General features: G+C 63.8%; 11 protein-coding genes and 2 pseudogenes. 8 read left to right on the top strand and 5 right to left on the bottom strand.

The window, feature by feature from the left end; translation table 11 throughout:
- Positions 1 to 374 precede the first annotated feature (374 nt).
- The 7 genes from AB3L03_RS01425 to AB3L03_RS01395 all read left to right on the top strand — a co-directional run bounded on the left by AB3L03_RS01425 (position 375) and on the right by AB3L03_RS01395 (position 9,793).
- Positions 375 to 1,667: an N-acetylmuramoyl-L-alanine amidase gene (locus AB3L03_RS01425; RefSeq protein WP_204511084.1), complete on the top strand. Its 1,293-nt coding sequence runs from the start codon at positions 375 to 377 to the stop codon at positions 1,665 to 1,667.
- A gap of 273 nt (positions 1,668 to 1,940) precedes the next feature.
- Positions 1,941 to 4,448: a penicillin-binding protein 1A gene (locus tag AB3L03_RS01420; protein ID WP_018454472.1), complete on the top strand. Its 2,508-nt coding sequence runs from the start codon at positions 1,941 to 1,943 to the stop codon at positions 4,446 to 4,448.
- A gap of 111 nt (positions 4,449 to 4,559) precedes the next feature.
- A protein-coding gene (gene prfB / locus AB3L03_RS01415; RefSeq protein WP_143273426.1) for a peptide chain release factor 2 occupies positions 4,560 to 5,691 on the top strand; the annotation gives its coding sequence in 2 pieces (ribosomal slippage) (positions 4,560 to 4,628 and positions 4,630 to 5,691; 1,131 coding nt in all).
- Entirely contained in the window at positions 5,691 to 6,572 is an 882-nt protein-coding gene (locus tag AB3L03_RS01410) for an NAD(P)-dependent oxidoreductase (RefSeq protein ID WP_085353511.1), read from the top strand. The genes prfB and AB3L03_RS01410 overlap by 1 nt, the downstream gene beginning before the upstream one ends.
- Before the next feature lie 13 nt (positions 6,573 to 6,585).
- Positions 6,586 to 7,461 (top strand): DMT family transporter, encoded by an 876-nt coding sequence (locus AB3L03_RS01405; RefSeq protein WP_204511085.1) that lies wholly within the window; start codon positions 6,586 to 6,588, stop codon positions 7,459 to 7,461.
- A 69-nt stretch (positions 7,462 to 7,530) separates the two neighbouring features.
- Positions 7,531 to 8,451 carry a DMT family transporter gene (locus tag AB3L03_RS01400; RefSeq protein ID WP_368508144.1) on the top strand — a complete coding sequence of 307 codons (921 nt, stop codon included), beginning with the start codon at positions 7,531 to 7,533 and terminating at the stop codon, positions 8,449 to 8,451.
- 106 nt (positions 8,452 to 8,557) lie between these two features.
- The gene (locus AB3L03_RS01395) at positions 8,558 to 9,793 is read left to right on the top strand and encodes an ABC transporter substrate-binding protein (protein WP_018454467.1); all 1,236 of its coding nucleotides are present in this window, start codon (positions 8,558 to 8,560) and stop codon (positions 9,791 to 9,793) included.
- A gap of 117 nt (positions 9,794 to 9,910) precedes the next feature.
- Here AB3L03_RS01395 and AB3L03_RS01390 read toward each other — a convergent pair whose 3' ends face one another.
- From AB3L03_RS01390 to AB3L03_RS01380, 3 genes and pseudogenes are all read right to left on the bottom strand, one after another.
- Entirely contained in the window at positions 9,911 to 10,396 is a 486-nt protein-coding gene (locus AB3L03_RS01390; protein ID WP_204511087.1) for a low affinity iron permease family protein, read from the bottom strand.
- Between the two features lie 99 nt (positions 10,397 to 10,495).
- Positions 10,496 to 11,878, bottom strand: a complete 1,383-nt coding sequence (locus AB3L03_RS01385; RefSeq protein WP_368509117.1) for a peptidoglycan DD-metalloendopeptidase family protein — start codon at positions 11,876 to 11,878, stop codon at positions 10,496 to 10,498.
- Positions 11,879 to 11,965: 87 nt separating this feature from the next.
- Positions 11,966 to 12,659: pseudogene (locus tag AB3L03_RS01380) on the bottom strand (peroxiredoxin).
- Positions 12,660 to 12,863: 204 nt separating this feature from the next.
- Here AB3L03_RS01380 and AB3L03_RS01375 point away from each other — a divergent pair.
- Positions 12,864 to 16,661 carry a DUF3971 domain-containing protein gene (locus tag AB3L03_RS01375; protein ID WP_368509116.1) on the top strand — a complete coding sequence of 1,266 codons (3,798 nt, stop codon included), beginning with the start codon at positions 12,864 to 12,866 and terminating at the stop codon, positions 16,659 to 16,661.
- A gap of 133 nt (positions 16,662 to 16,794) precedes the next feature.
- On the opposite strand, the pseudogene AB3L03_RS01370 reads toward AB3L03_RS01375, so the two are convergent.
- Positions 16,795 to 18,489 (bottom strand): annotated as a pseudogene (locus tag AB3L03_RS01370) (methyl-accepting chemotaxis protein).
- A gap of 383 nt (positions 18,490 to 18,872) precedes the next feature.
- On the bottom strand, positions 18,873 to 19,277 hold the full coding sequence (locus tag AB3L03_RS01365; protein ID WP_018454461.1) for a DoxX family protein: 405 nt from the start codon (positions 19,275 to 19,277) through the stop codon (positions 18,873 to 18,875).
- Between the last annotated feature and the right edge of the window lie 216 nt (positions 19,278 to 19,493).

Genomic DNA, 19,493 nt, shown 5'->3' with positions numbered 1-19,493 from the left:
GGGATTAAGGGACCGGGTAACGGGTTGCGCCGCTGTCAGAACCGTCCCGGAAACGTGTTGGTAACCGAGGACCGTTCCGCCGCCGGGGCTTGCCCCGCTCCACCTTGCTGCCGCGCACCGCGCTGGACTTAGAGGGGAACGGAAAAACGCTGGAATTCCCAAACCTTGAGAGTTCCGGCGCTGCACCGGGAGGCTGAATGCGACACAACCGGAAATATCGGCCGTCAGCATTCCGTACATACGTGGATTGGGCCATCCGTGCAAGGAGCGTCGCACGGCGGTCACAGTCAGCGAGTTTCGCGTGTCTGTCATTAAGGATCGTTTAACCCTGTGGTTCTATTGCGTTAAAGAGGCTGCTCGGAGGCACGGAATCGGTGGCGAGCCGCGCAAATCAAAGGATCCTGCTGGGATGCGTGCTGCTCTGCGCGGCGGCATTGCCGTGTGCTGATTCCTCGCGCCTGAAGGCCGCGGAAAGTCAGCCTCAACTCCCTGTTGCATCAGCGAATTTCCCAACGGCCTCGGCCGCCCGACTGGCCGGGGACGGCAGGCAGACTCGCTTTGTCCTCGACATCGATCAGACCGTTAGCTTCCGCGCAGTCACTCTGGCCGACCCGTATCGGGTGGTGGTCGACGTTCCCCAGGTCAATTTTCAACTTCCCGCCGGCACCGGGTCCGGCGGACGCGGACTGGTCAAGGCCTTCCGCTATGGGCTGGTGATGCCCGGCGGCTCCCGAATCGTGTTCGACCTGACGGGCCCGGCCAAGATCGCCAATTCCTACGTGGTGGAGGCTGCCAACGGCCAGCCGGCGCGGCTGGTGCTCGAAATGGAGGAGGTCGAGCGCACCGCCTTCGTGCCGTCGCTGGCTCCGGAAAACCGTCCTGAGCTGCGGCCGGCTATTGCCGATCCGCCGCCCGCGACGGTTCCCGCATCTGCCCACCCTGAAGCCGGCCAGAAGGCCGATGGCCGCGCGGTGGTCGTCATCGATCCCGGCCATGGCGGCATCGACAACGGCACGCAGTCGAGCGGCGAGAGCGAGAAGAATCTGGTGCTGGCCTTTGGCCTGGCGCTGCGCGAACGGCTGGAAAAGACCGGCAAATATCGCGTGGTGATGACACGTGACGACGACACCTTCATCCCGCTCAACGACCGGGTCAAAGTCGCCCGCAACCTCAAGGCGGCGTTGTTCGTCTCGATCCATGCCGACGCGCTGCCGCGCGCCGAGGGCGATGCGCAGGGCGCGACCATCTACACGTTGTCCGACAAGGCCTCCGACGCCGAGGCGCAGCGGCTGGCGGATGCGGAAAACCGGGCGGACGCCATTGCCGGCTTCAACCTCGCGGAGGAGCCGACCGATGTCGCCGACATCCTGATCGATCTCACCCAGCGGGAAACCCGTACCTTTTCAAGCCGTTTTGCCCGCCTGTTGATGGGCGAAATGAAGTCGACGGTGCGGATGCACAAGCATCCCCTGAAGTCAGCCGGCTTCCGGGTGCTGAAGGCCCCCGACGTGCCGTCGGTCCTGGTGGAGATCGGCTATGTCTCCAACAAGGGCGACCTCGAGCATCTGGTCTCCGAGGGATGGCGGTCGCGTGCCGTGGGCTCGATGGCGCAGGCGATCGATGGATTTTTGGCCAAACGGATGGCCACGGCCGGATCGTCGAATTGACGACCGGGGGATCGTCATATTGACGACCCGGGGATCGTCGAATTGAGAGTGATTTTCCGTCCCGCCGCAAAAGCCCTAGTTTGGCCACAGCGGGCGCTTTATAAAAACGCCGCAGGGGGTTCCGGAATCGGCGAGAATCCCGCTCGGCAAGCGCCTTGAGTCCGGCACTAATAGTATTGAGTAAAGCCGGTGAATTCGCGATGGTTTGGTGCCTGTTTCTGGTGCCAGGGCTGATCTTTGGGCTGATCCAGAGTTTGAACGGATAAACAGATAATGCGCTTGCTGGTGCGGTTCATGGGCTTCCTGTTCGCCGCGGGAACGGTGTTGTTCCTTGTCGGGGTCGGTGCCGTCGCAGGCCTGATCTGGCATTTCTCCAAGGACTTGCCGGACTACTCTCAGCTTCAGGATTACGAGCCGCCGGTGATGACCCGCGTGCACGCGACCGACGGCTCGCTGCTCGGCGAATACGCCAAGGAGCGGCGGCTGTACCTGCCGATCCAGGCGGTGCCGAAACTCGTGATCAACGCCTTCCTTGCGGCCGAGGACAAGAATTTCTACGAGCATGGCGGCATCGACTACACCGGCATGGCGCGGGCCGGCGTGGTCTACATCCAGAACTACGGCTCCAACCGCCGTCCGCAGGGCGCTTCCACGATCACCCAGCAGGTCGCCAAGAACTTCCTTCTGACCAACGAGGTCTCCTTCGCGCGCAAGATCAAGGAAGCCTTGCTGGCGATGCGGATCGAGAAGACCTACTCGAAGGACAAGATCCTCGAGCTGTATTTGAATGAAATCTATCTGGGCTTAGGTGCCTACGGAATCGCGGCTGCGTCGCTGGTTTATTTCGACAAGTCGGTGAACGAGCTGACCGTGGCGGAAGCGTCCTATCTCGCGGCGCTGCCGAAGATGCCCGCGACGCTGCATCCTGTCCGCAACCGCGACCGCGCCATCGAGCGCCGCAATTACGTTATCGATCGTCTGGTTGAGAACGGCTGGGTCAAGCAGGCCGATGCCGACAAGGCGCGCAAGGAGCCGCTGGCCGTTACCAGCCGTTCCAACGGCGCCCACACCTTCGCCGGCGAATATTTCGCCGAGGAAGTGCGCCGTGACATCTTCGAGCGTTATGGCGAGAAGAAGTTATACGAGGGCGGTCTCTCGGTCCGCACCACACTCGATCCCAAGATTCAGGTCATGGCGCGCAAGACCATGGTCGCCGGTCTCGTCAACTATGACGAGCAGCAGGGCTATCGCGGCGCCATCAGCAAGCTCGACATTTCTGGCGACTGGGGCGTGAAGCTCGCCGAGATCAAGTCTCTGTCCGATATCTCGCCATGGCGCATGGCCGTGGTGCTGGAGACCAGCGACCAGTCGGCGCGCATCGGCTTCCAGCCGAGCCGCGAACTCGGCGGCGCCATCAGCAAGCAGCGCGAGACCGGCCTCATCACGCTCGACGGCATCAAATGGGCAAGAGCGGCCTCTGGGGCTGCGAAGGGCAGGGCGGCGAGCGCGGTGTCGCAGGTGCTCCAGCCCGGTGACGTGATCTACGCCGATCCGCTCTACAAGGACGCCCAACCTGTCGAAGGCCAATACCGCCTGCGCCAGATCCCCGAAGTCTCCGGCGCGATGGTGGTGATGGACCCCTGGACCGGCCGCGTGCTGGCGATGGTCGGCGGCTTCTCCTTCGACCAGAGCCAGTTCAACCGCGCCACGCAGGCCTATCGGCAGCCCGGTTCGTCGTTCAAGCCGATCGTCTATTCGGCTGCGCTCGACAACGGCTATACGCCTTCGACTGTCGTGCTCGACGCCCCGATCGAAATCGATCAAGGCCAGGGCGCGGGCGTGTGGCGGCCTGAAAACTTCTCCTCGGGCAAATTCCAGGGGCCGGTGACGCTGCGCAACGCATTGCGGCAGTCGCTCAACACGGTGACGGTGCGCCTCGCCCAGGACATCGGCATGCCCTTGATCGGCGAATATGCCCGCCGCTTCGGTGTCTATGACGAACTGCCGAACTATCTGTCCTACGCGCTCGGCGCCGGCGAGACCACGGCGATGCGCATGGTCACGGCCTATTCGATGCTCGCCAATGGCGGCCGCCGGGTGAAGCCGACCCTGATCGACCGCATCCAGGATCGCTACGGCCACACCATCTTCAAGCACGACCAGCGCGAATGCCGTGGCTGTGACGCGCCCGGCGGCTGGAAGAACCAGAACGAGCCGCAGCTGATCGACCGCCGCGAGCAGGTGCTGGATTCCATGACCGCCTATCAGATCACCGAGCTGATGGAAGGCGTGGTCCAGGCCGGTACCGCGACCGTGGTCAAGCAGGTCGGCAAGCCGATCGCCGGCAAGACCGGCACCACCAACGAGGCCAAGGACGCCTGGTTCGTCGGCTTCTCGCCCGACGTCGCCGTTGCCATCTATATGGGCTATGACAAACCGCGTCCGCTCGGCAAGGGCAACGCCGCGACCGGCGGCCATCTCGCAGCTCCCATCGCACGCGACTTCCTCCAGCTCGCGCTCGCCGACAAGCCCGCGGTCCCGTTCAAGGTGCCGGCCGGCATCAAGCTGGTGCGGGTCGTCGCCAAGTCCGGCATGCGCGCCGGTCCGGGCGAGACCGGCGGAACCATTCTCGAAGCCTTCAAGCCGGGCACGGCGCCGCCGGATAACTACTCCGTCATCGGCGTTGCCGATGCCGATGGGCGAGGCGGCGTGCCGGCGTCGCAGCAGCAGCAGCCGGATTCCGGTTTCTTCATGCGGCCGGGCACCGGCGGGCTGTACTAAGGCTTAGGACAAGACAGACGTTCGTCGCCGCGGCGGTTGCGCTTTGCAGCCGCCGCCGCTACATCCCGTTGTCATTAGACGCGGAAAAATTCCGCGAGACCAGAGAACCACATGCGCGCCGAAATCGAACGGTTGGTAGAAGAGATCAAGCAGTCTGTCGGGCTGCTGAGGAGGCATCTTTGACGTCGAGAAATCGACGGCGCGCCTCGCTGAGCTGAACAAGCTCGCAGAAGATCCCAATCTCTGGAACGATCCCCAGAAAGCCCAGAAATTGATGCAGGAGCGCACCTCGCTTGAGGATGCGCTCTCCGGCATCGGCAAGGTCGAGCAGGAGCTCGAAGACGACATCGGCATGATCGAGCTCGGCGAAGCCGAGGGCGATGAGGGCGTTGTCAAGGAAGCCGAAGCCGCGCTCAAGACCCTCAAGAAGGAAGTCGCCCGGCGCGAGCTCGAGGCGTTGCTGTCGGGCGAGGCGGATAGTTTCGATTCCTATCTCGAAGTGCATGCCGGCGCCGGTGGCACCGAAAGCCAGGACTGGGCCCAGATGCTGCTTCGCATGTACTCGCGCTGGGCCGAAACCCACGGCTTCAAGGTCGAGGTGCTGGAAGAGTCCGAGGGCGAAGAGGCCGGCATCAAGTCCGCGACCATCCAGGTCTCCGGCCACAATGCCTATGGCTGGCTGAAGACCGAGGCGGGCGTGCATCGCCTGGTGCGGATCTCGCCGTTCGATTCCAACGCGCGGCGGCACACCTCGTTCTCGTCCGTCGCTGTGTTTCCGGTGATCGACGACACCATCAAGATCGACATCAAGGAATCCGACGTCCGCGTCGACACCATGCGCTCCGGTGGTGCCGGCGGCCAGCACGTCAACAAGACCGAGTCCGCGGTGCGGCTGACGCATATCCCGACCGGTGTCGCCGTGGTCTGCCAGGCCGGCCGCTCGCAGCACAAGAACAAGGCGCAGGCCTGGGACATGCTCCGCGCGCGGCTTTACCAGATCGAGCTGAAGCGGCGCGAAGAGAAGGCCGCCGCCGACCAGGCCGCCAAAACCGACATCGGCTGGGGCCACCAGATCCGCTCCTACGTGCTCCAGCCCTACCAGATGGTGAAGGACCTGCGCACGGGTGTGCAGACCTCCGACACATCAGGCGTGCTCGGTGGCGATCTCGACGACTTCATGGCCGCGACCCTGGCGCAGCGCGCCTTCGGCACTCCCGGCGCCGACATCGAGGACGTCGACTGATGCCCCGGATCGCCTTCATCGGGCTTGGGCGGATGGGCCATGGCATGGCCGGCCGCTATCTCGATGCTGGCTTCACGGTGACGCTGTGGAATCGCAGTAAAACAAAAGCGGAAGACCTGATCGCGCGCGGCGCGCTCTGGGCGACCTCGCCTGAGGACGCGGCGATCGACGCCGACGCCGTCGTGACCATGGTCGCCGATGATGAGGCCTCGCGTGCGGTCTGGCTCGGGCCCGAGGGCGCAGCCAAGACCGCGAAGGCCGGCACCATTGCGATCGAATGCTCCACCGTCTCCTATGACCATGCGCGCGAGATGGGCCGCGAGATGAACGCTCGCGGGCTGATCTATATCGATTGCCCCGTGACGGGATTGCCGGATGCGGCCGCGAGCGGAAAGCTGACGTTGCTCGTTGGTGCCGATGCCGCCGATCTCGAACGCGCGCGGCCTTATCTGACGCCGATCGGCTCGACCATCCGCCATTTCGGCGCGGTCGGTTCCGGCACGGTCTACAAGCTGATCAACAATCTGATGGGCGCGATCCAGATCGCCGGCCTCGCCGAGGGGCTTGCCATTGCCGAGCAGGCCGGGCTCGACATGAACCTCGTGCTGGAGTCGATTCAGGCTGGCGTGGCCGCGAGCCCGCAGGTGCAGCGTCATTCCAAGCGCATGGTCTCCCGCGATTTCTCCGGCGCGACATTCACGGCAGCGCTGCGGCACAAGGATGCCGCCTACGCGGTGAAGCTCGCCGAGAGCCTGCTGGCCGACAAGCCGCTGGTCGCGCGCGCCGCGGTGGAAGCCTACGCGCAAGCGAAGGCCGCGATGCCTGACGACGACGAAGGCAAGATGATCGAACTGGTGTCGCGGCCGAAGAAACCGTCCTAGCGGCCGCATCGACATGGGGCAGCCTCGTTCGGAACGCGGTCTCGGCATTGCCCTCGTCATATCAGCTGCGATTGCCTGGAGCACGGCGCCGTTCTTCACACGTCTGTTGCCGTTCGATCCCTGGACCATTCTGTTCTGGCGCGGCGTGTTCGGCGGCAGTCTGATCTCGGTGTTTCTCGTCGTGATGCAGGGACGCGGCGCGCTGCGGCAATTGGTGGCGCCGGGACGCGGCGGCTTGCTCGTCGCCTCATTGTCCACGCTCGGCATGGTTTCCTTCATCCCCGCGCTCCAGATGACCAAGGTGATGAATGTGGCTGTGCTGATCTCCACGCAGCCGTTCGTGGCCGCGGCGCTGGCGTGGCTGTGGCTTGGCGAAGCCGTAACATGGCGTACCCTGATCGCGAGCCTCGTTGCCTTTGGCGGCGTCGCCATCACGGTCGGAGGCATCGAAGCCGGGGCTGATGTTGGAGGCGTGGCGCTGAGTTGCCTCATGGTACTCGCCATCTCGGCGATGACGGTTGTGATCCGACGCTACCAGGAGACATCGATGGTGGCAGCGGCGGCGTTGTCGAATTTCCTGGGAAGCCTCGTCAGCCTTCCGTTTGCGCACGACCTCGTCCATATCGACAGCGCCAACCTCGCGATCCTCGCGATGTTCGGCTGCTTTCAGGTGGCGCTGGGGCTGACATTCTACATGCTCGGCTCGCGCCTCCTGCCGTCGAGCCAGGCTTCCCTGATTGCGACGCTGGAAACGCCGCTGATGCCGTTCTGGATCTGGATTGCCTTTCGCGAGATACCTGCTGTCCACGCCCTTGTTGGCGGTGCCCTGGTCATTGGGGCGGTGGTTGCGGATATCGCGGTTGACGCGCGAAGTCGCGATCGATCCTGAATCTCGCCCTTTACCCGGAAATCGGGTGGCAATTCTGGTCGCGCAGTCCTAGCAGATCGGACCATCGCTGTGAGACGCCCATCCCCGAACGACAACCGTATCGACGCGCGCGACTGGTCGCTGCTCACGGTGCTCTCGGTGCTCTGGGGCGGCTCGTTCTTTTTCAACGGCGCGGCGCTGCGGGAATTGCCGCCGCTCACGCTGGTGCTTTTGCGCGTTGCACTTGGCGCCGCCATTCTGCTACCGCTGCTCCGTATCCAGGGTATTGGCTTTCCCAAGGGCATCGCCGGCTGGAAGCCGTTCGTCGCGATTGGGCTCCTCAACAACGTCATTCCGTTCTCGCTGATAGTGGTCGGCCAGACCTTCATTCCGAGCGGGCTGGCGTCGATCCTGAATGCCACCACGCCACTCTTCACGGTCATCGTGATGGCGGCGGCAGGCGAAGAGGCTTTGCGGCTGCGGCGCGTCGTCGGCGTGGCACTGGGTCTCGCCGGCGTGATCATCCTGCGCGGATGGGGCGTCGAGACACGGGCGGGGCAGGGGCTCGGCATCCTGCTCTGTCTCGGTGGCGCCTTGAGCTATGGCTTTGCCGCGCTGGCGGCGCGGCGGTTGTTGAAGGACGCAGCCCCGCTGGGGACGGCCGCGTTTCAACTGATGGCTTCCACGGTGATGATGGCGATCGTCGCTGGCGCAATGGAGCAGCCGTGGCGTTTCCCAATGCCGGGCGTGACGATTTGGCTGGCGGTGCTTGGCCTTGCCGGGTTGTCGACGGCGCTCGCCTATATCGTCTTCTTCCAGATCCTGCGGCGGTCGGGCGCGACCAATGTGATGCTGGTGACACTGCTCATTCCCGTCACCGCCATTCTTCTGGGATGGCTTGTGCTGGGCGAGCCGATCTGGATGCGAGAGATCGCGGGCGCGATCGTGATCGGCAGCGCATTGCTGGTGATCGACGGGCGCGTTCTGGACCTGCTGCGGCGCGGCACATAGTTCTGGAGCGCTCGTTTCATCTCACGGAAAATCGCGGCGCTTGCCAGCCGTAAGCGAGCTTGCGACACTCTCGGCAAAACAAGACTACAAAACAGGGGAGAGAACGATGCTGGGTCGTCGCAATAACCTTGCTGCCCTCGCCATTCTTGCTGCCGGCGTGCTCGTCACGACGCCGGCCCTGGCGCAGAAGAAATACGATCCCGGCGCCACCGACACCGAAATCAAGCTCGGCAACATCATGCCCTATAGCGGGCCGGCGTCGTCCTATGGCGTGATCGGCAAGACCGAGGCCGCGTTCTTCAAGATGATCAACGACCAGGGCGGCATCAACGGTCGCAAGATCAATTTCATCAGCTATGACGACGCATATTCGCCGCCAAAGGCGATCGAGCAGGCGCGCAAGCTGGTCGAGAGCGACGAGGTGTTGCTGATCTTCCAGCCGCTCGGCACGCCTTCGAACTCCGCCATCATGAAATACATGAACGCCAAGAAGGTGCCGCAGCTCTTCGTCGCCTCCGGCGGCACCAAATTCGGCGACCCCAAGAATTTCCCTTGGACCATGGGCTTCCAGCCGAACTACCAGAGCGAGGGGCGGATCTACGCGAAGTATATCCGCGACAACTTCCCCAACAGCAAGATCGCAGTTCTTTGGCAAAACGACGATGCTGGCAAGGACCAGTTCAAGGGCCTGAAGGACGGACTCGGTGACAAGGCCGATATGATCATCGCCGACAAATCCTATGAGGTCAGCGATCCCTCGATCGACTCGCAGATCGTTGCGCTTCACGATTCCGGCGCCGACATCTTCTTCTCATGGGCCGCGCCGAAAGGCTCGGCACAGGCGATCCGGAAGGTCGGCGAGCTCGGCTGGAAGCCAAAATTCTTCCTCGCCAATACGGCTACCTCGATCGCCTCGGTGCTCAAGCCCGCCGGGCTCGACTATGCCAAGGATATCATCTCGACAGCATATTTGAAGGATCCGACCGACCCGACCTGGGACAAGGATCCGGCGGTCGTCGCGTGGCGCACCTTCATGGATAAGTACTATCCCGAAGGGGACAAGACCAACGCCAACAACCTTTATGGCTACGTCCAGGCGGAGGCGATGGCGCAGGTGCTGAGGCAGTGCGGCGACAATCTCACCCGTGACAACGTGATGAAGCAGGCCACCAGCCTGAAGGATTTTCACACCGACCTGATGCTGCCCGGGATCATGGTCAACACTTCGGCCGACGATTATTTTCCGATCGAGCAGATGCAGCTGATGCGCTTCAACGGCCAGGCTTGGGAGTTGTTCGGCGACGTCATCACCGGTGAGGTCGGCCACGAGCGCGGCCAATAGTCAGGGCTGGCTCCGCGGCGGGCCAGTTGCCTGGTGTGATGAAGACGGGGCGAGCCTGCCGAAGCGTTGCGATTGCGAACGAAGCTGCGCACCTCGTCGTTCCCGGCATCCGTCCGCTTATTCGGTGACGAGATCGGCGGCGCGTTTCGCCTTCTTGCCGGTATTCTTGACTGTCTCGTCTCCGACCTTTTCGGCCTTGGCGCGAAGCTCACATTTGGTGCGGATCTCGTCGAGCTCGTCGTCGGTCAAATGCTCAATTCCCACGAAGGAATTTTGCACCGCGCTCACCCGGATCAGTTCGTCGAGCTTCACCTGAATGGCCGCGCTATCGCGATTCTGGGAATTCTGAATCAGGAAGACCATCAGGAATGTCACGATGGTGGTGCCGGTGTTGATCACCAACTGCCATGTGTCGGAGTAATGGAAGATGGGACCGGTGACCGCCCAAACCAGGATGATGCCGGCTGCAATCATGAATGTCAGCGCTCGCCCGGCCGCTTGAGATGTTCGGTTAGCAATATCGCTGAAGAGTTGAGCCGCGTTGTTACGTGGCTGGTCCGCTTTGCCCTTGGCCGGACGAGCTTTCGTATGGGTCTGTTGCATCAGAAGATCGCGCCATTGAGGACCTGCGACCTAACGCGAAGGGAACTCCGAAGTTCCGCCATGTAAACCTGGGACGAGACGAGCGCGCTCTCAACGAGCCTAGCCCGCGCTGAGTCGCACGCCGGCGCGCAAGAACTTCTGCGGATCGACCGCTTCGCCGTCGATCCGGGTTTCATAGTGCAGATGCGGCCCGGTGGAACGGCCGGTCGACCCGACGAGACCAACGACCTGGCCGATTCTCACGATCTCGCCGACCCGGACATTGATCTCGGAGAGATGGCCATAGCGCGTCGCAAGGCCATTGCCGTGATCGACCTCGATCATGCGGCCGTAGCCGCCGGACCAGCCGGCCGAGACGACCTTGCCGTTGGCGGTGACGCGAACGGGATCGCCGCTCGCGGCGCGGAAGTCGAGCCCGGTATGCATCGCGGGCCGGCCGAGGAACGGATCGCTGCGCACGCCGAAGCCGGAGGTGAACTCGACCTCGCCGATGACGGGCTTGCGATAGGGCACGAGCGCGAGCGTGCGATTGAGCCGGTCCATCTCGGCTCGGGTGTTGTTGATGCGATAGAGCTGCTTCTCGAACGGCCCCGAACTGGCGGTGATTTTAACAGGCACGAACGGCCCGCCCATCGCGGTGCGCGGCACGGCGGCTTCGAGATTTGCGAGGTTCAGGCCGAGATCGCTGACGACGCCGCGCATCCGGCGCATGCGCGAATCCATGCCTTCCTCGACGGCGTTGAGCGCCGCCATCTGGCGACGCTCGACCTGGTCCAGCGAGGTCGTGAGCCGAACGACGACGTTGTCGAACCCCTGGTTCTTGGCGAATTGATTGACGGGCGGAGCTGCGAGGGTCGGCGCGCGCGATTCGAGCCGCGCTTCGCGATCCGGCGGCGCCACGAAGATCACGGTGTCGCTGATCGGCGAGGGCTTTGGCGTGCCCTGCGTCGTCTGGCTGGCATCGCCACGCTGCGGGGTGGAACGTGGAATCGATCCGGTCACGTCCGGCATGGACCCGAGCGCCGTGGCACGGGACTCCAGCGCCGTCTGGCGCTTCATGATCTGGTCGAGCTTCTGGTCGAACTGCTCCTGGTCGAGCAGCTGCCGGCTGGTGGTGCGGTCGACCTTGGCGCGCAGCTCGGCGATGCGGTCCTCATAGGCGTATTGCATCTCGGCCTGCCGGGCGATCAGCCGGGTGAGGACGTCGTCGCGGAAGGCGAAATAGGTCGCGGTTGCGGCCGACCAGAGCCCGAGCAACACGACAGTGCCGACCACGATCCAGAACACCACAGGTCCCAGGCGAACCTGCTTGCCGTGATGCACGATGGTGTAGGCGTCGTCGGTGTCCGGAAGGGGAAGCGCGGTTGCCACTGCGGCGGCACGGCGATGAAAGGCCCGTCCATGGTCGTGCGGGTGATGTTGGGGGTACTGCGAGAGTTGGGCAGAACTTTTTCGACATCGGCACTCCCGCGCCGATCGGATGAGTCCGTGCGGCCTAATTGCCGCGGCAATCTGGGCCGGTCATGGTTAATTTTCCGGAAACGGAACCCCTTGAATTTAAATGATTGGTTAAAGGCTCCTTGCGGCTTCCAGCACCTCGTCGGCGTGGCCTTCGACCCGGACATTGCGCCAGATCCGCGCGATCTTGCCGTCGGCGCCAAGCAGCATCGTGGTGCGAAGAATTCCCAGGAAGTTCTTGCCATACATGGACTTTTCGCCCCAGGCGCCGTAGGCCCTCCAGCATCTCGTGCGTCTCGTCCGAGATGAGGGGCACGCCGAGACCGTGCTTGTCCCGGAACTTGTCCTGAGCCTTGACCGGATCGGCGGAGATACCGAGCACGGCGGTGCCAGCCTTGGCGAAGGCGCCGGTGAGCCGGGTGAAATCGATGGCCTCCCTGGTGCAGCCCGGCGTGTCGGCGCGGGGGTAGAAGAACAGGACCAGCTTCTGGCCGGTATAATCCGACAGCGCGACGACGCCGCCGCCGTCGCGGGGCAGGCGGAAGGCGGGAGCCTTCTGCCCCTCAGCCAAGCCGGCCTTCGCCGCCGTTTCAGGCGCGGATGCCGATTTGGAAGAATTTAACCGTTTCGATGCGGCCTTATGCGATGCTGTCCTTGCTATGGTCCCAGTTGATTTGCTCGCCGGTGTCCGCTGTGTTTTCGCGAGCTTGGTTTGAGTCGCAGCCCGCGCTTTCACGGGCGTCTTTTTAGCCGTCGGAGTGACGGAGGGCGTTTTGGACGATTTCTTTCGGGATTTCTTGGACATACGCCTTCCTTTCGTCGCTTTCGGCGGGTCAACCAAAGCGGTATTGCAGCCCTTTTCCGCTATGCCGGAATCGTGCCCTCGGCGGGGCGAGTCTGACGACGCCGGAGTCTGGTTACAAGGAATTCCACGCACCACCCCACTGCTCGTTGAACGCGCTCCCGGGGCGACATGACGAACAGAAGGAATATTCGAGGTATGGCGGCAATGCCGGCGCGGGAAGCTTCGCTTCCCGTCGACGGCTGCGGCCCCGGCGGCGCTCAATCCCACGACGGGCGCCTGTATCGAGAGGCAATGGCAAGGAATACGTCGCCCCAGGATTACAATCGGGATTTGGATCGGCGCGGCAGCCAACCAGAGCAGCAGCAATGGGACGACGCCGACTGGGATCCGGATCAGGAAGCGGCGGCGGGCCATCGGGCGCGCCGGCTGTTGTCGCGTTCCAATTCGGGCTTCCATCGCTTCGCTGACGGGTTTGGGCCGTTGCGCCGCTGGTTGGGCGGCGGTCGCTGGCTGAAGCGCGTGGCCGTGGTCGTCGGTGTCCTGGTCGTCATCTTCGTCGGCTGTTTCGGCGCGCTGTGGTGGCGGCTCGGCGCCGGTCCCATCAATCTCGACATTGCGACGCCGTGGCTCGCGGCCGCGATCGAGGACAATATCGGTCACGGCAACACCGTGGAGGTCGGCGGCACGCAGATCGAGCGGGCCGGGCGGATCCGCATCGCCGTGCGCATCCGTGATATCGTCGTGCGCGACCACGATCACGTCATTGTCGCCACCGCGCCGAAGGCCGAGGTGAAGCTGTCGGGTGCGGGCCTGCTGATGGGGCATCTGCGCGCCGAAAGCCTCAACCTCGTCGATGCCGAGCTCGCAATCCGGATCGCGCCTGACGGCACCGTCACGGTATCGGCCGGCGACACCGCAAAGCCGCTCGCAACCGGCGTCGCCTCCAAAAGGGACGCGGGACTGCCGCCGACTTTCCCGCGCAACGGTGTGCCACCGCCGCCATTCGCCACCGAGCCTGCGACCTCCGACGCACCGCAAGCCGCGCCCCAGGCCACGTCCCCGACTGGCATTCTTCAGGGCCTCGACTGGCTCGACAGTCTGAGCATGACCGGCCTCGACGGCCAGAATCTCAACGAGATCGGCCTGAAGAACGGCAATCTGATCGTCGACGACCAGCAGCGCGGCAGCAAATGGACGTTTGAGAACATCACGCTCAGCCTGCGCCGACCGAGCCGTGGCGGCGTCGCGCTCAGCCTCGGTGAAGAGGGCGCGCGTCCGTGGTCGTTGCGTGCCACGATCGGCCCCACCGAGAACGGCGTGCGCTCGGTCGATATCCGCGCCGACAAGGTCTCGACCGCCAACATCCTGCTGGCGCTGCGGGTGAAGGACCTCACCTACACCGCCGACCTGCCGCTGACCGGCGAGCTCAAGGGCGAGCTCGGCCGCGACGGCGTGCCGACCTTCTTTCGCGGCAAGATCACGGTCGGTGCGGGCAACATCATCGACACCGATACGCCCGATTATCCGATGGCGATCGACTCGGCCGAGATCAATGTCGAGTGGGACACCAATCGGCGGGTGCTGGTCGCTCCGTTCAAGGTCCTCTCGGGCGCGAACCGCCTGACGCTTCTGGCTCATGTCGAGCCGCCCAACGGCACCGTCAATGACTGGCAGCTCGGTTTCAGTGGCGGTTCGATCCTGCTCGGCGGCATCGACAACGAGCCGCCGCTGGTCTTCAACCGTATTGCGATCGGCTTCCGCTTCGACACCGACCACAAGAGGCTGCTGTTGACGCAGGCCGATATCTCCAACGGAGAGATCGGCGTCGCCGGCACCGGTGCCATCGACTATTCGGGCGAGCCGCGGCTGACATTGGGTTTTGCGGGAACGCCGATGTCGGCCTCGGCGCTCAAGCGGATGTGGCCGACCCTTGTCGTTCCCGAGTTGCGCGAGTGGGTGATCGAGCGGATCGAGCGTGGAACGCTCCAGCGCATCGAGATCGGCGTTAATTCGCCGACGAAGAATCTTCCGCGCAAGGGCCCACCCATTCCCGACGACGGCTTGTCGGTCAATATCGTGGCGAGCGGTGTCACGGTTCGCCCCGTCGATGGCCTGCCCGTGGTGCACGATGCCGATTTGAAGGCGCGCGTGACCGGCCGCACCGCGACGGTGAATATCGGGCAGGGCATTGCCGATACGCCGGCGGGGCGCAAGGTCACGATTTCCGACTTTGTTTTCGAGGTGCCCGATATGGCGCCCAAGCCGTCGCCGTCGCGGACGAGGTTTCGTGTCGAAGGTCCGGTGCCTGCGGCCGCCGAAATGCTTTCCAACGATCGCTTGAGCGATCTGTCGTCGACCGTCATCGATCCCAATACTAGCAAGGGGACGTTCTCGGCGAACGTCCAGCTTGGGCTGCCGGTCAAGGGCGAGCTGACCAAAGCCGACACCACCTACAGCGTTACGGCCGATCTCAACGGCTTTGGTGCCGACAAGCTGGTGATGAACCAAAAGCTGGAGGCCAACAACCTCAAGATCGTCGCGAGCAACCAGGGCTATCAGGTCAAGGGCGACGTCAAGATCAACGGGCAGGCGGCCTCGCTCGACTACCGCAAGCCGGCCGAGGGCGATGCGGACGTCAAATTGCAGACCACGCTGGACGATGCGAGCCGCGCGCGCCTCGGGTTCGATCTGGGCCCGGCTGTCAGCGGATCGGTGCCGATCAGGCTGTCGGGCAAGATCGCCGGGGGACCCGACCAGACGACGAAGCTCGGCATCGAGGCCGACCTGACCTCGGTCAAGCTCGACAACATCCTGCCCGGCTGGGTCAAGCTGCCGGGCAGAGCGGGCAAGGCCAGCTTCAAGGTGGTGCCGACGGCGCAATCGACGCGTCTGGAGGACATCGTCATCGAAGGCGGCGGCGCCTCGATCAAGGGGGCGCTCGAGGTCGATGCCAACGGCGAGCTCATGAACGCGAACTTCCCGACCTACGCGCCATCCGACGGCGACAAGGCCTCACTGAAAGTGGAGCGCAGCCAGGACGGCGTGCTCAAGGGTACGATGCGCGGCGACGTATTCGACGGCCGCGGCTTCCTGAAGTCGGCGATCTCAGGCAATTCCAAGGACGATGCCAAGAGCAAGACGAAGAACCTCGATTTCGACATCGACGTGAAGCTCGGCGCCGTCATGGGTTTCAACGGCGAGGCGATGCGCAGCGTCGACGCCAAGATGTCGCGGCGCAATGGTGCGGTCAAAGCCTTCACGCTGAGCGGCAGGATCGGAAAAGACACGCCCGTGGCAGCCGACCTGCGCGGCGGCCGCGCCCAGGGCAACCGCGAGGTGATCTATCTCCAGACCAGCGATGCCGGCAACTTCCTGCGCTTCACAGACACCACCAACAAGGTCTTCGGCGGCCAGATGGTGGTGGCCATGGAGCCGCCAACGTCGGAGCCTACGACACGGGAAGGCCTGATCAACGTGCGCGACTTCTCGGTCAAAGGAATGGAGCAACTCGATCGCGTCGCGGCGGGGGCTCCCAACGGCGCCCAGAACGGCGTCGCCTTCACGGCGATGCGCGCGGAGTTCACGCGGCAGAACGGCGCGCTCACGATCCGGGACGGCGTGGTCAAGGGGCCGATGATCGGCGCCACCATCGAGGGCTCAATCGACTTTCCCGGCAACCAGGTTTGTATGAGCGGCACCTTCGTCCCGATGTACGGCGTCAACAACATCTTCGGCCAGATCCCGTTGTTCGGCATCTTCCTCGGCGGCGGCAACAATGAAGGATTGATCGGCGTGACCTACGAGGTCGTCGGCACGCCGGCAGCGCCCGTAATGCGCGTCAACCCGATTTCGGCGATGGCACCCGGTCTGTTCCGCAAGATCTTCGAATTCAACACCGGCAAACAGAACTCGCCGTTCGAGGAATTCCCGTCGCAGTCGAACGATGGCTCGACCGGATCGACGCGCCAGCTATCGAGCGGGTGCACCCTCGCGCGGCGATAGCGAAGGGGCTGCCGACTTCGTCATGCCCGGGCCTGTCCCGGGCATCCACGAACTTTATGTCCATAAGCAAGTAGAACGTGGATGGCCGGGACAAGCCCGGCCATGACGACGTGCTGGCTTTGGTGCCTGCCGTTTACGCCGCGCGCACGCCCGCCAGGAAAGTCCCGACTTCGCCAGAGAGCTGCTCGGCCTGCTTGGAGAGGTTTGAGGCTGCTGCGAGCACCATGCCTGCGGCATTGCCGGTCTCGTTCGCTGCCGTACTGACGCCCCCGATATTGGTGGTGACTTCCTGGGTTGCCTCGGCCGTCTGGGAGACGCTGCGGGCGATCTCGGCGGTGGCGGCGCCTTGCTCCTCGATGGCGGCGCCGATCGAGGTGGCGATCCGGCTGACCTCCTCGATGGTGGCGGTGATGCCGCCGATGGCGTCTACCGCTTCCTTGGTCGCGCCCTGGATCTGGGCGATCTTGTCGCCGATCTCGCGGGTGGCTTCGGCAGTCTGGCTCGCCAGCGACTTCACCTCCGAAGCGACGACAGCAAAGCCGCGGCCGGCTTCGCCGGCGCGTGCTGCCTCGATGGTGGCATTGAGCGCGAGCAGATTGGTTTGCGCCGCGATGCTGGAAATCAGCTCGGCGACGTGCTCGATCTGCTGGGCGCCGTCCGAGAGGGCGCGCACGATGGTGTCGGTGCGGCGTGCGCTGTCCACGGCACGGCCGGTGACCACGGCGGACTGCGCGACCTGACGGCTGATCTCGGTGATGGAGGAGGAGAGCTCCTCGGCCGCGGCCGCGACCGTCTGGACGCGCTGGCTGGCTTCGGTGGCGGCCGAGCCGACGACGGCGGCGCGGCGGTTGGTGCCTTCCGCGGTCGACGACATCGACTTGGCGGTGACCTCCAGCTCGCCGGAGCCCGAGGCCATCAGGCCGACGAGCTGGCCGACGGAGGCATCGAACCGGTCGGCAAGCGAGATCAGCGCGTCGCGCTTCTCCTGTTCGCTGCGGCTCTTGGTGGCGACCTGCTCGGCCTCCAGCTTGCGCGCGGTCAGCGCGGTCTGCCTGAGCACTTCGAGGGTCTCGGCCATGCGGCCGATCTCGTCGCCGCGACCGGTCTCCTCGACCGCCGTGTCGATGGCGCCTTCGGAAATGGCCTGCATGCGGTTCTTCTGGCGATCGAGCGCGCCGAGCACGTCGCGGGCGATCAGCCAGGACAGTGTCGCCATCAGCAGCATCAAGCCGATGCCAATCGCCCCCAGCTCCAGCGTCAAGGCTCGCACGTCGGCGTCGATGTCGTCGACATAGAGGCCGTAGCTGATCGTCGCGTTCCAGGGCGCGAATTTGCGCGCGAAAACGGTCTTGCGGACGGGCTCCGTCTGGCCGGGGCGGGGGTAGAGATATGAGGTTACGCCGCCCTGAGCAGCCTGGTTGCCGGCCGTTACGATCGCATCTGCGATGAGGACACCGTTGGAGTCCTTGGCGCCCGTGATCTTGCCTTCGAGCTGCTGGTTCGCGCCGTTGATCAGGATCGAGGTATCGGCGTTATAGACCACCGGATAGCCTTGGCCGCCATTGAAGCTCATGCGGCGGCCGCGCAGATGGAACTGGATTTTCGCTTCCGCCTGCGTCAGCTTGCCGGCGCCGACCTCCTATTCGAGTGATTGGGCGAGGTTGTGGAGCATGTCGACCGCGGTCCGCATCTGCTGAACGCGATCCTCCAGCATGCGGCTCTTGCTGAGCACGGACGACACCCCGATGATGGCCGTGACCGTGAGTGCCGAAAGACAGACCATGCTGGCGAGCTTGGTGCGGATCTTGAGGTGACTCAGCAGCTTCATCACGGCCCCGACGGAATGGTTATTGTTGCTCGCGTCGGTAGCATGAAATTCTTACCAATCATGAATGGACGCGTGCGACGGCTGCCGCGCAAGCGGCGTGCGCAGCCGCGTGCGCAAACATGCAGGTCGCCATGCGCTTCTCGGGCGCATGGCGCGTCAACTCGGAGAAAAATCGTGTGGGTCTTTAGTCGCGACCTAATCCGTTGGGAGCGGCAATGAACCGATTCGTTCACCGCCTCATCATGTCGATGCTGCTGGTCGCGGTCCTCGTCCTGGTCTGGAACGTGCTGGGCTCGCGCTGAGATGGCACCCGTGAACATACGGATGCCATCTCTTCATTCGCGAATCAATCGCTGACGCCTCAGCGCCGCGCGAACGCGCCGCTAGTCCTTGCCCATCGCCGCATCGGCGCTGACCGAGCCGCCGCCGGCTGCCGAGAGGTAGAGGCAGGCGAAGCAGAACAGGATCGCCGCGGTGCCACCATTGAGCAGCGGCAGGAACACCGGCGTTTCGCCCTTGAACATGTGCCCCATGAAATAGGCGAAGGCCATCTCACCCGAGAGGATGAATGCCGCGAGGCGGGTAAACAGGCCGATCATCAGCAACGCGCCAAGCACGAGCTCAAGCGTACCGGCTGCGTAGATGATCGGCGGGATGTTTGCGAAGTAGGGAAGCACCGGAAACTTGAACAGCTTGGCGACACCGTACTGGAACAGCAGCAGGCCGGTGATGAAGCGAAACAGGCTCAAGAGAACCGGTTGAAAGCGAACGAGATAGGGAAAGTTCATTGGTTTGTGCCCTCCATCCAATGCTGCGACTAGGACCGCATTCAGTTCCGCCCTGCAAGCCGCCCAAGGGCAATTTGCGCTGACATTTTTGTCATGTCGGACAAAACACCGCAGGAAGGACTTTCAGCCGCGTGCGATCCACATCTTCGTAGCTGTTCGCGTCGTGCCCATCCGTAATTTCCCGGTGACGCGAATGCGCTCAAGTTACCTTCAGGA

The sequence above is a fragment of the Bradyrhizobium lupini genome (assembly GCF_040939785.1).
In the GTDB taxonomy this organism is placed as follows: Bacteria; Pseudomonadota; Alphaproteobacteria; order Rhizobiales; family Xanthobacteraceae; genus Bradyrhizobium; species Bradyrhizobium canariense_D.
The sequence above is the reverse complement of the archived record's forward strand: the minus strand, read 5'-3'. Positions and strand labels throughout refer to the sequence as shown.

Bases quoted from the DNA above. Each gene is read 5' to 3' on its own strand.
- AB3L03_RS01420 (WP_018454472.1), top strand. From the start codon at position 1,941: ATGCGCTTGCTGGTGCGGTTCATGGGCTTCCTGTTCGCCGCGGGAACG.
- AB3L03_RS01410 (WP_085353511.1), top strand. From the start codon at position 5,691: ATGCCCCGGATCGCCTTCATCGGGCTTGGGCGGATGGGCCATGGCATG.
- AB3L03_RS01405 (WP_204511085.1), top strand. From the start codon at position 6,586: ATGGGGCAGCCTCGTTCGGAACGCGGTCTCGGCATTGCCCTCGTCATA.
- AB3L03_RS01395 (WP_018454467.1), top strand. From the start codon at position 8,558: ATGCTGGGTCGTCGCAATAACCTTGCTGCCCTCGCCATTCTTGCTGCC.
- AB3L03_RS01390 (WP_204511087.1), bottom strand. From the start codon at position 10,396: ATGCAACAGACCCATACGAAAGCTCGTCCGGCCAAGGGCAAAGCGGAC.
- AB3L03_RS01375 (WP_368509116.1), top strand. From the start codon at position 12,864: ATGCCGGCGCGGGAAGCTTCGCTTCCCGTCGACGGCTGCGGCCCCGGC.
- AB3L03_RS01365 (WP_018454461.1), bottom strand. From the start codon at position 19,277: ATGAACTTTCCCTATCTCGTTCGCTTTCAACCGGTTCTCTTGAGCCTG.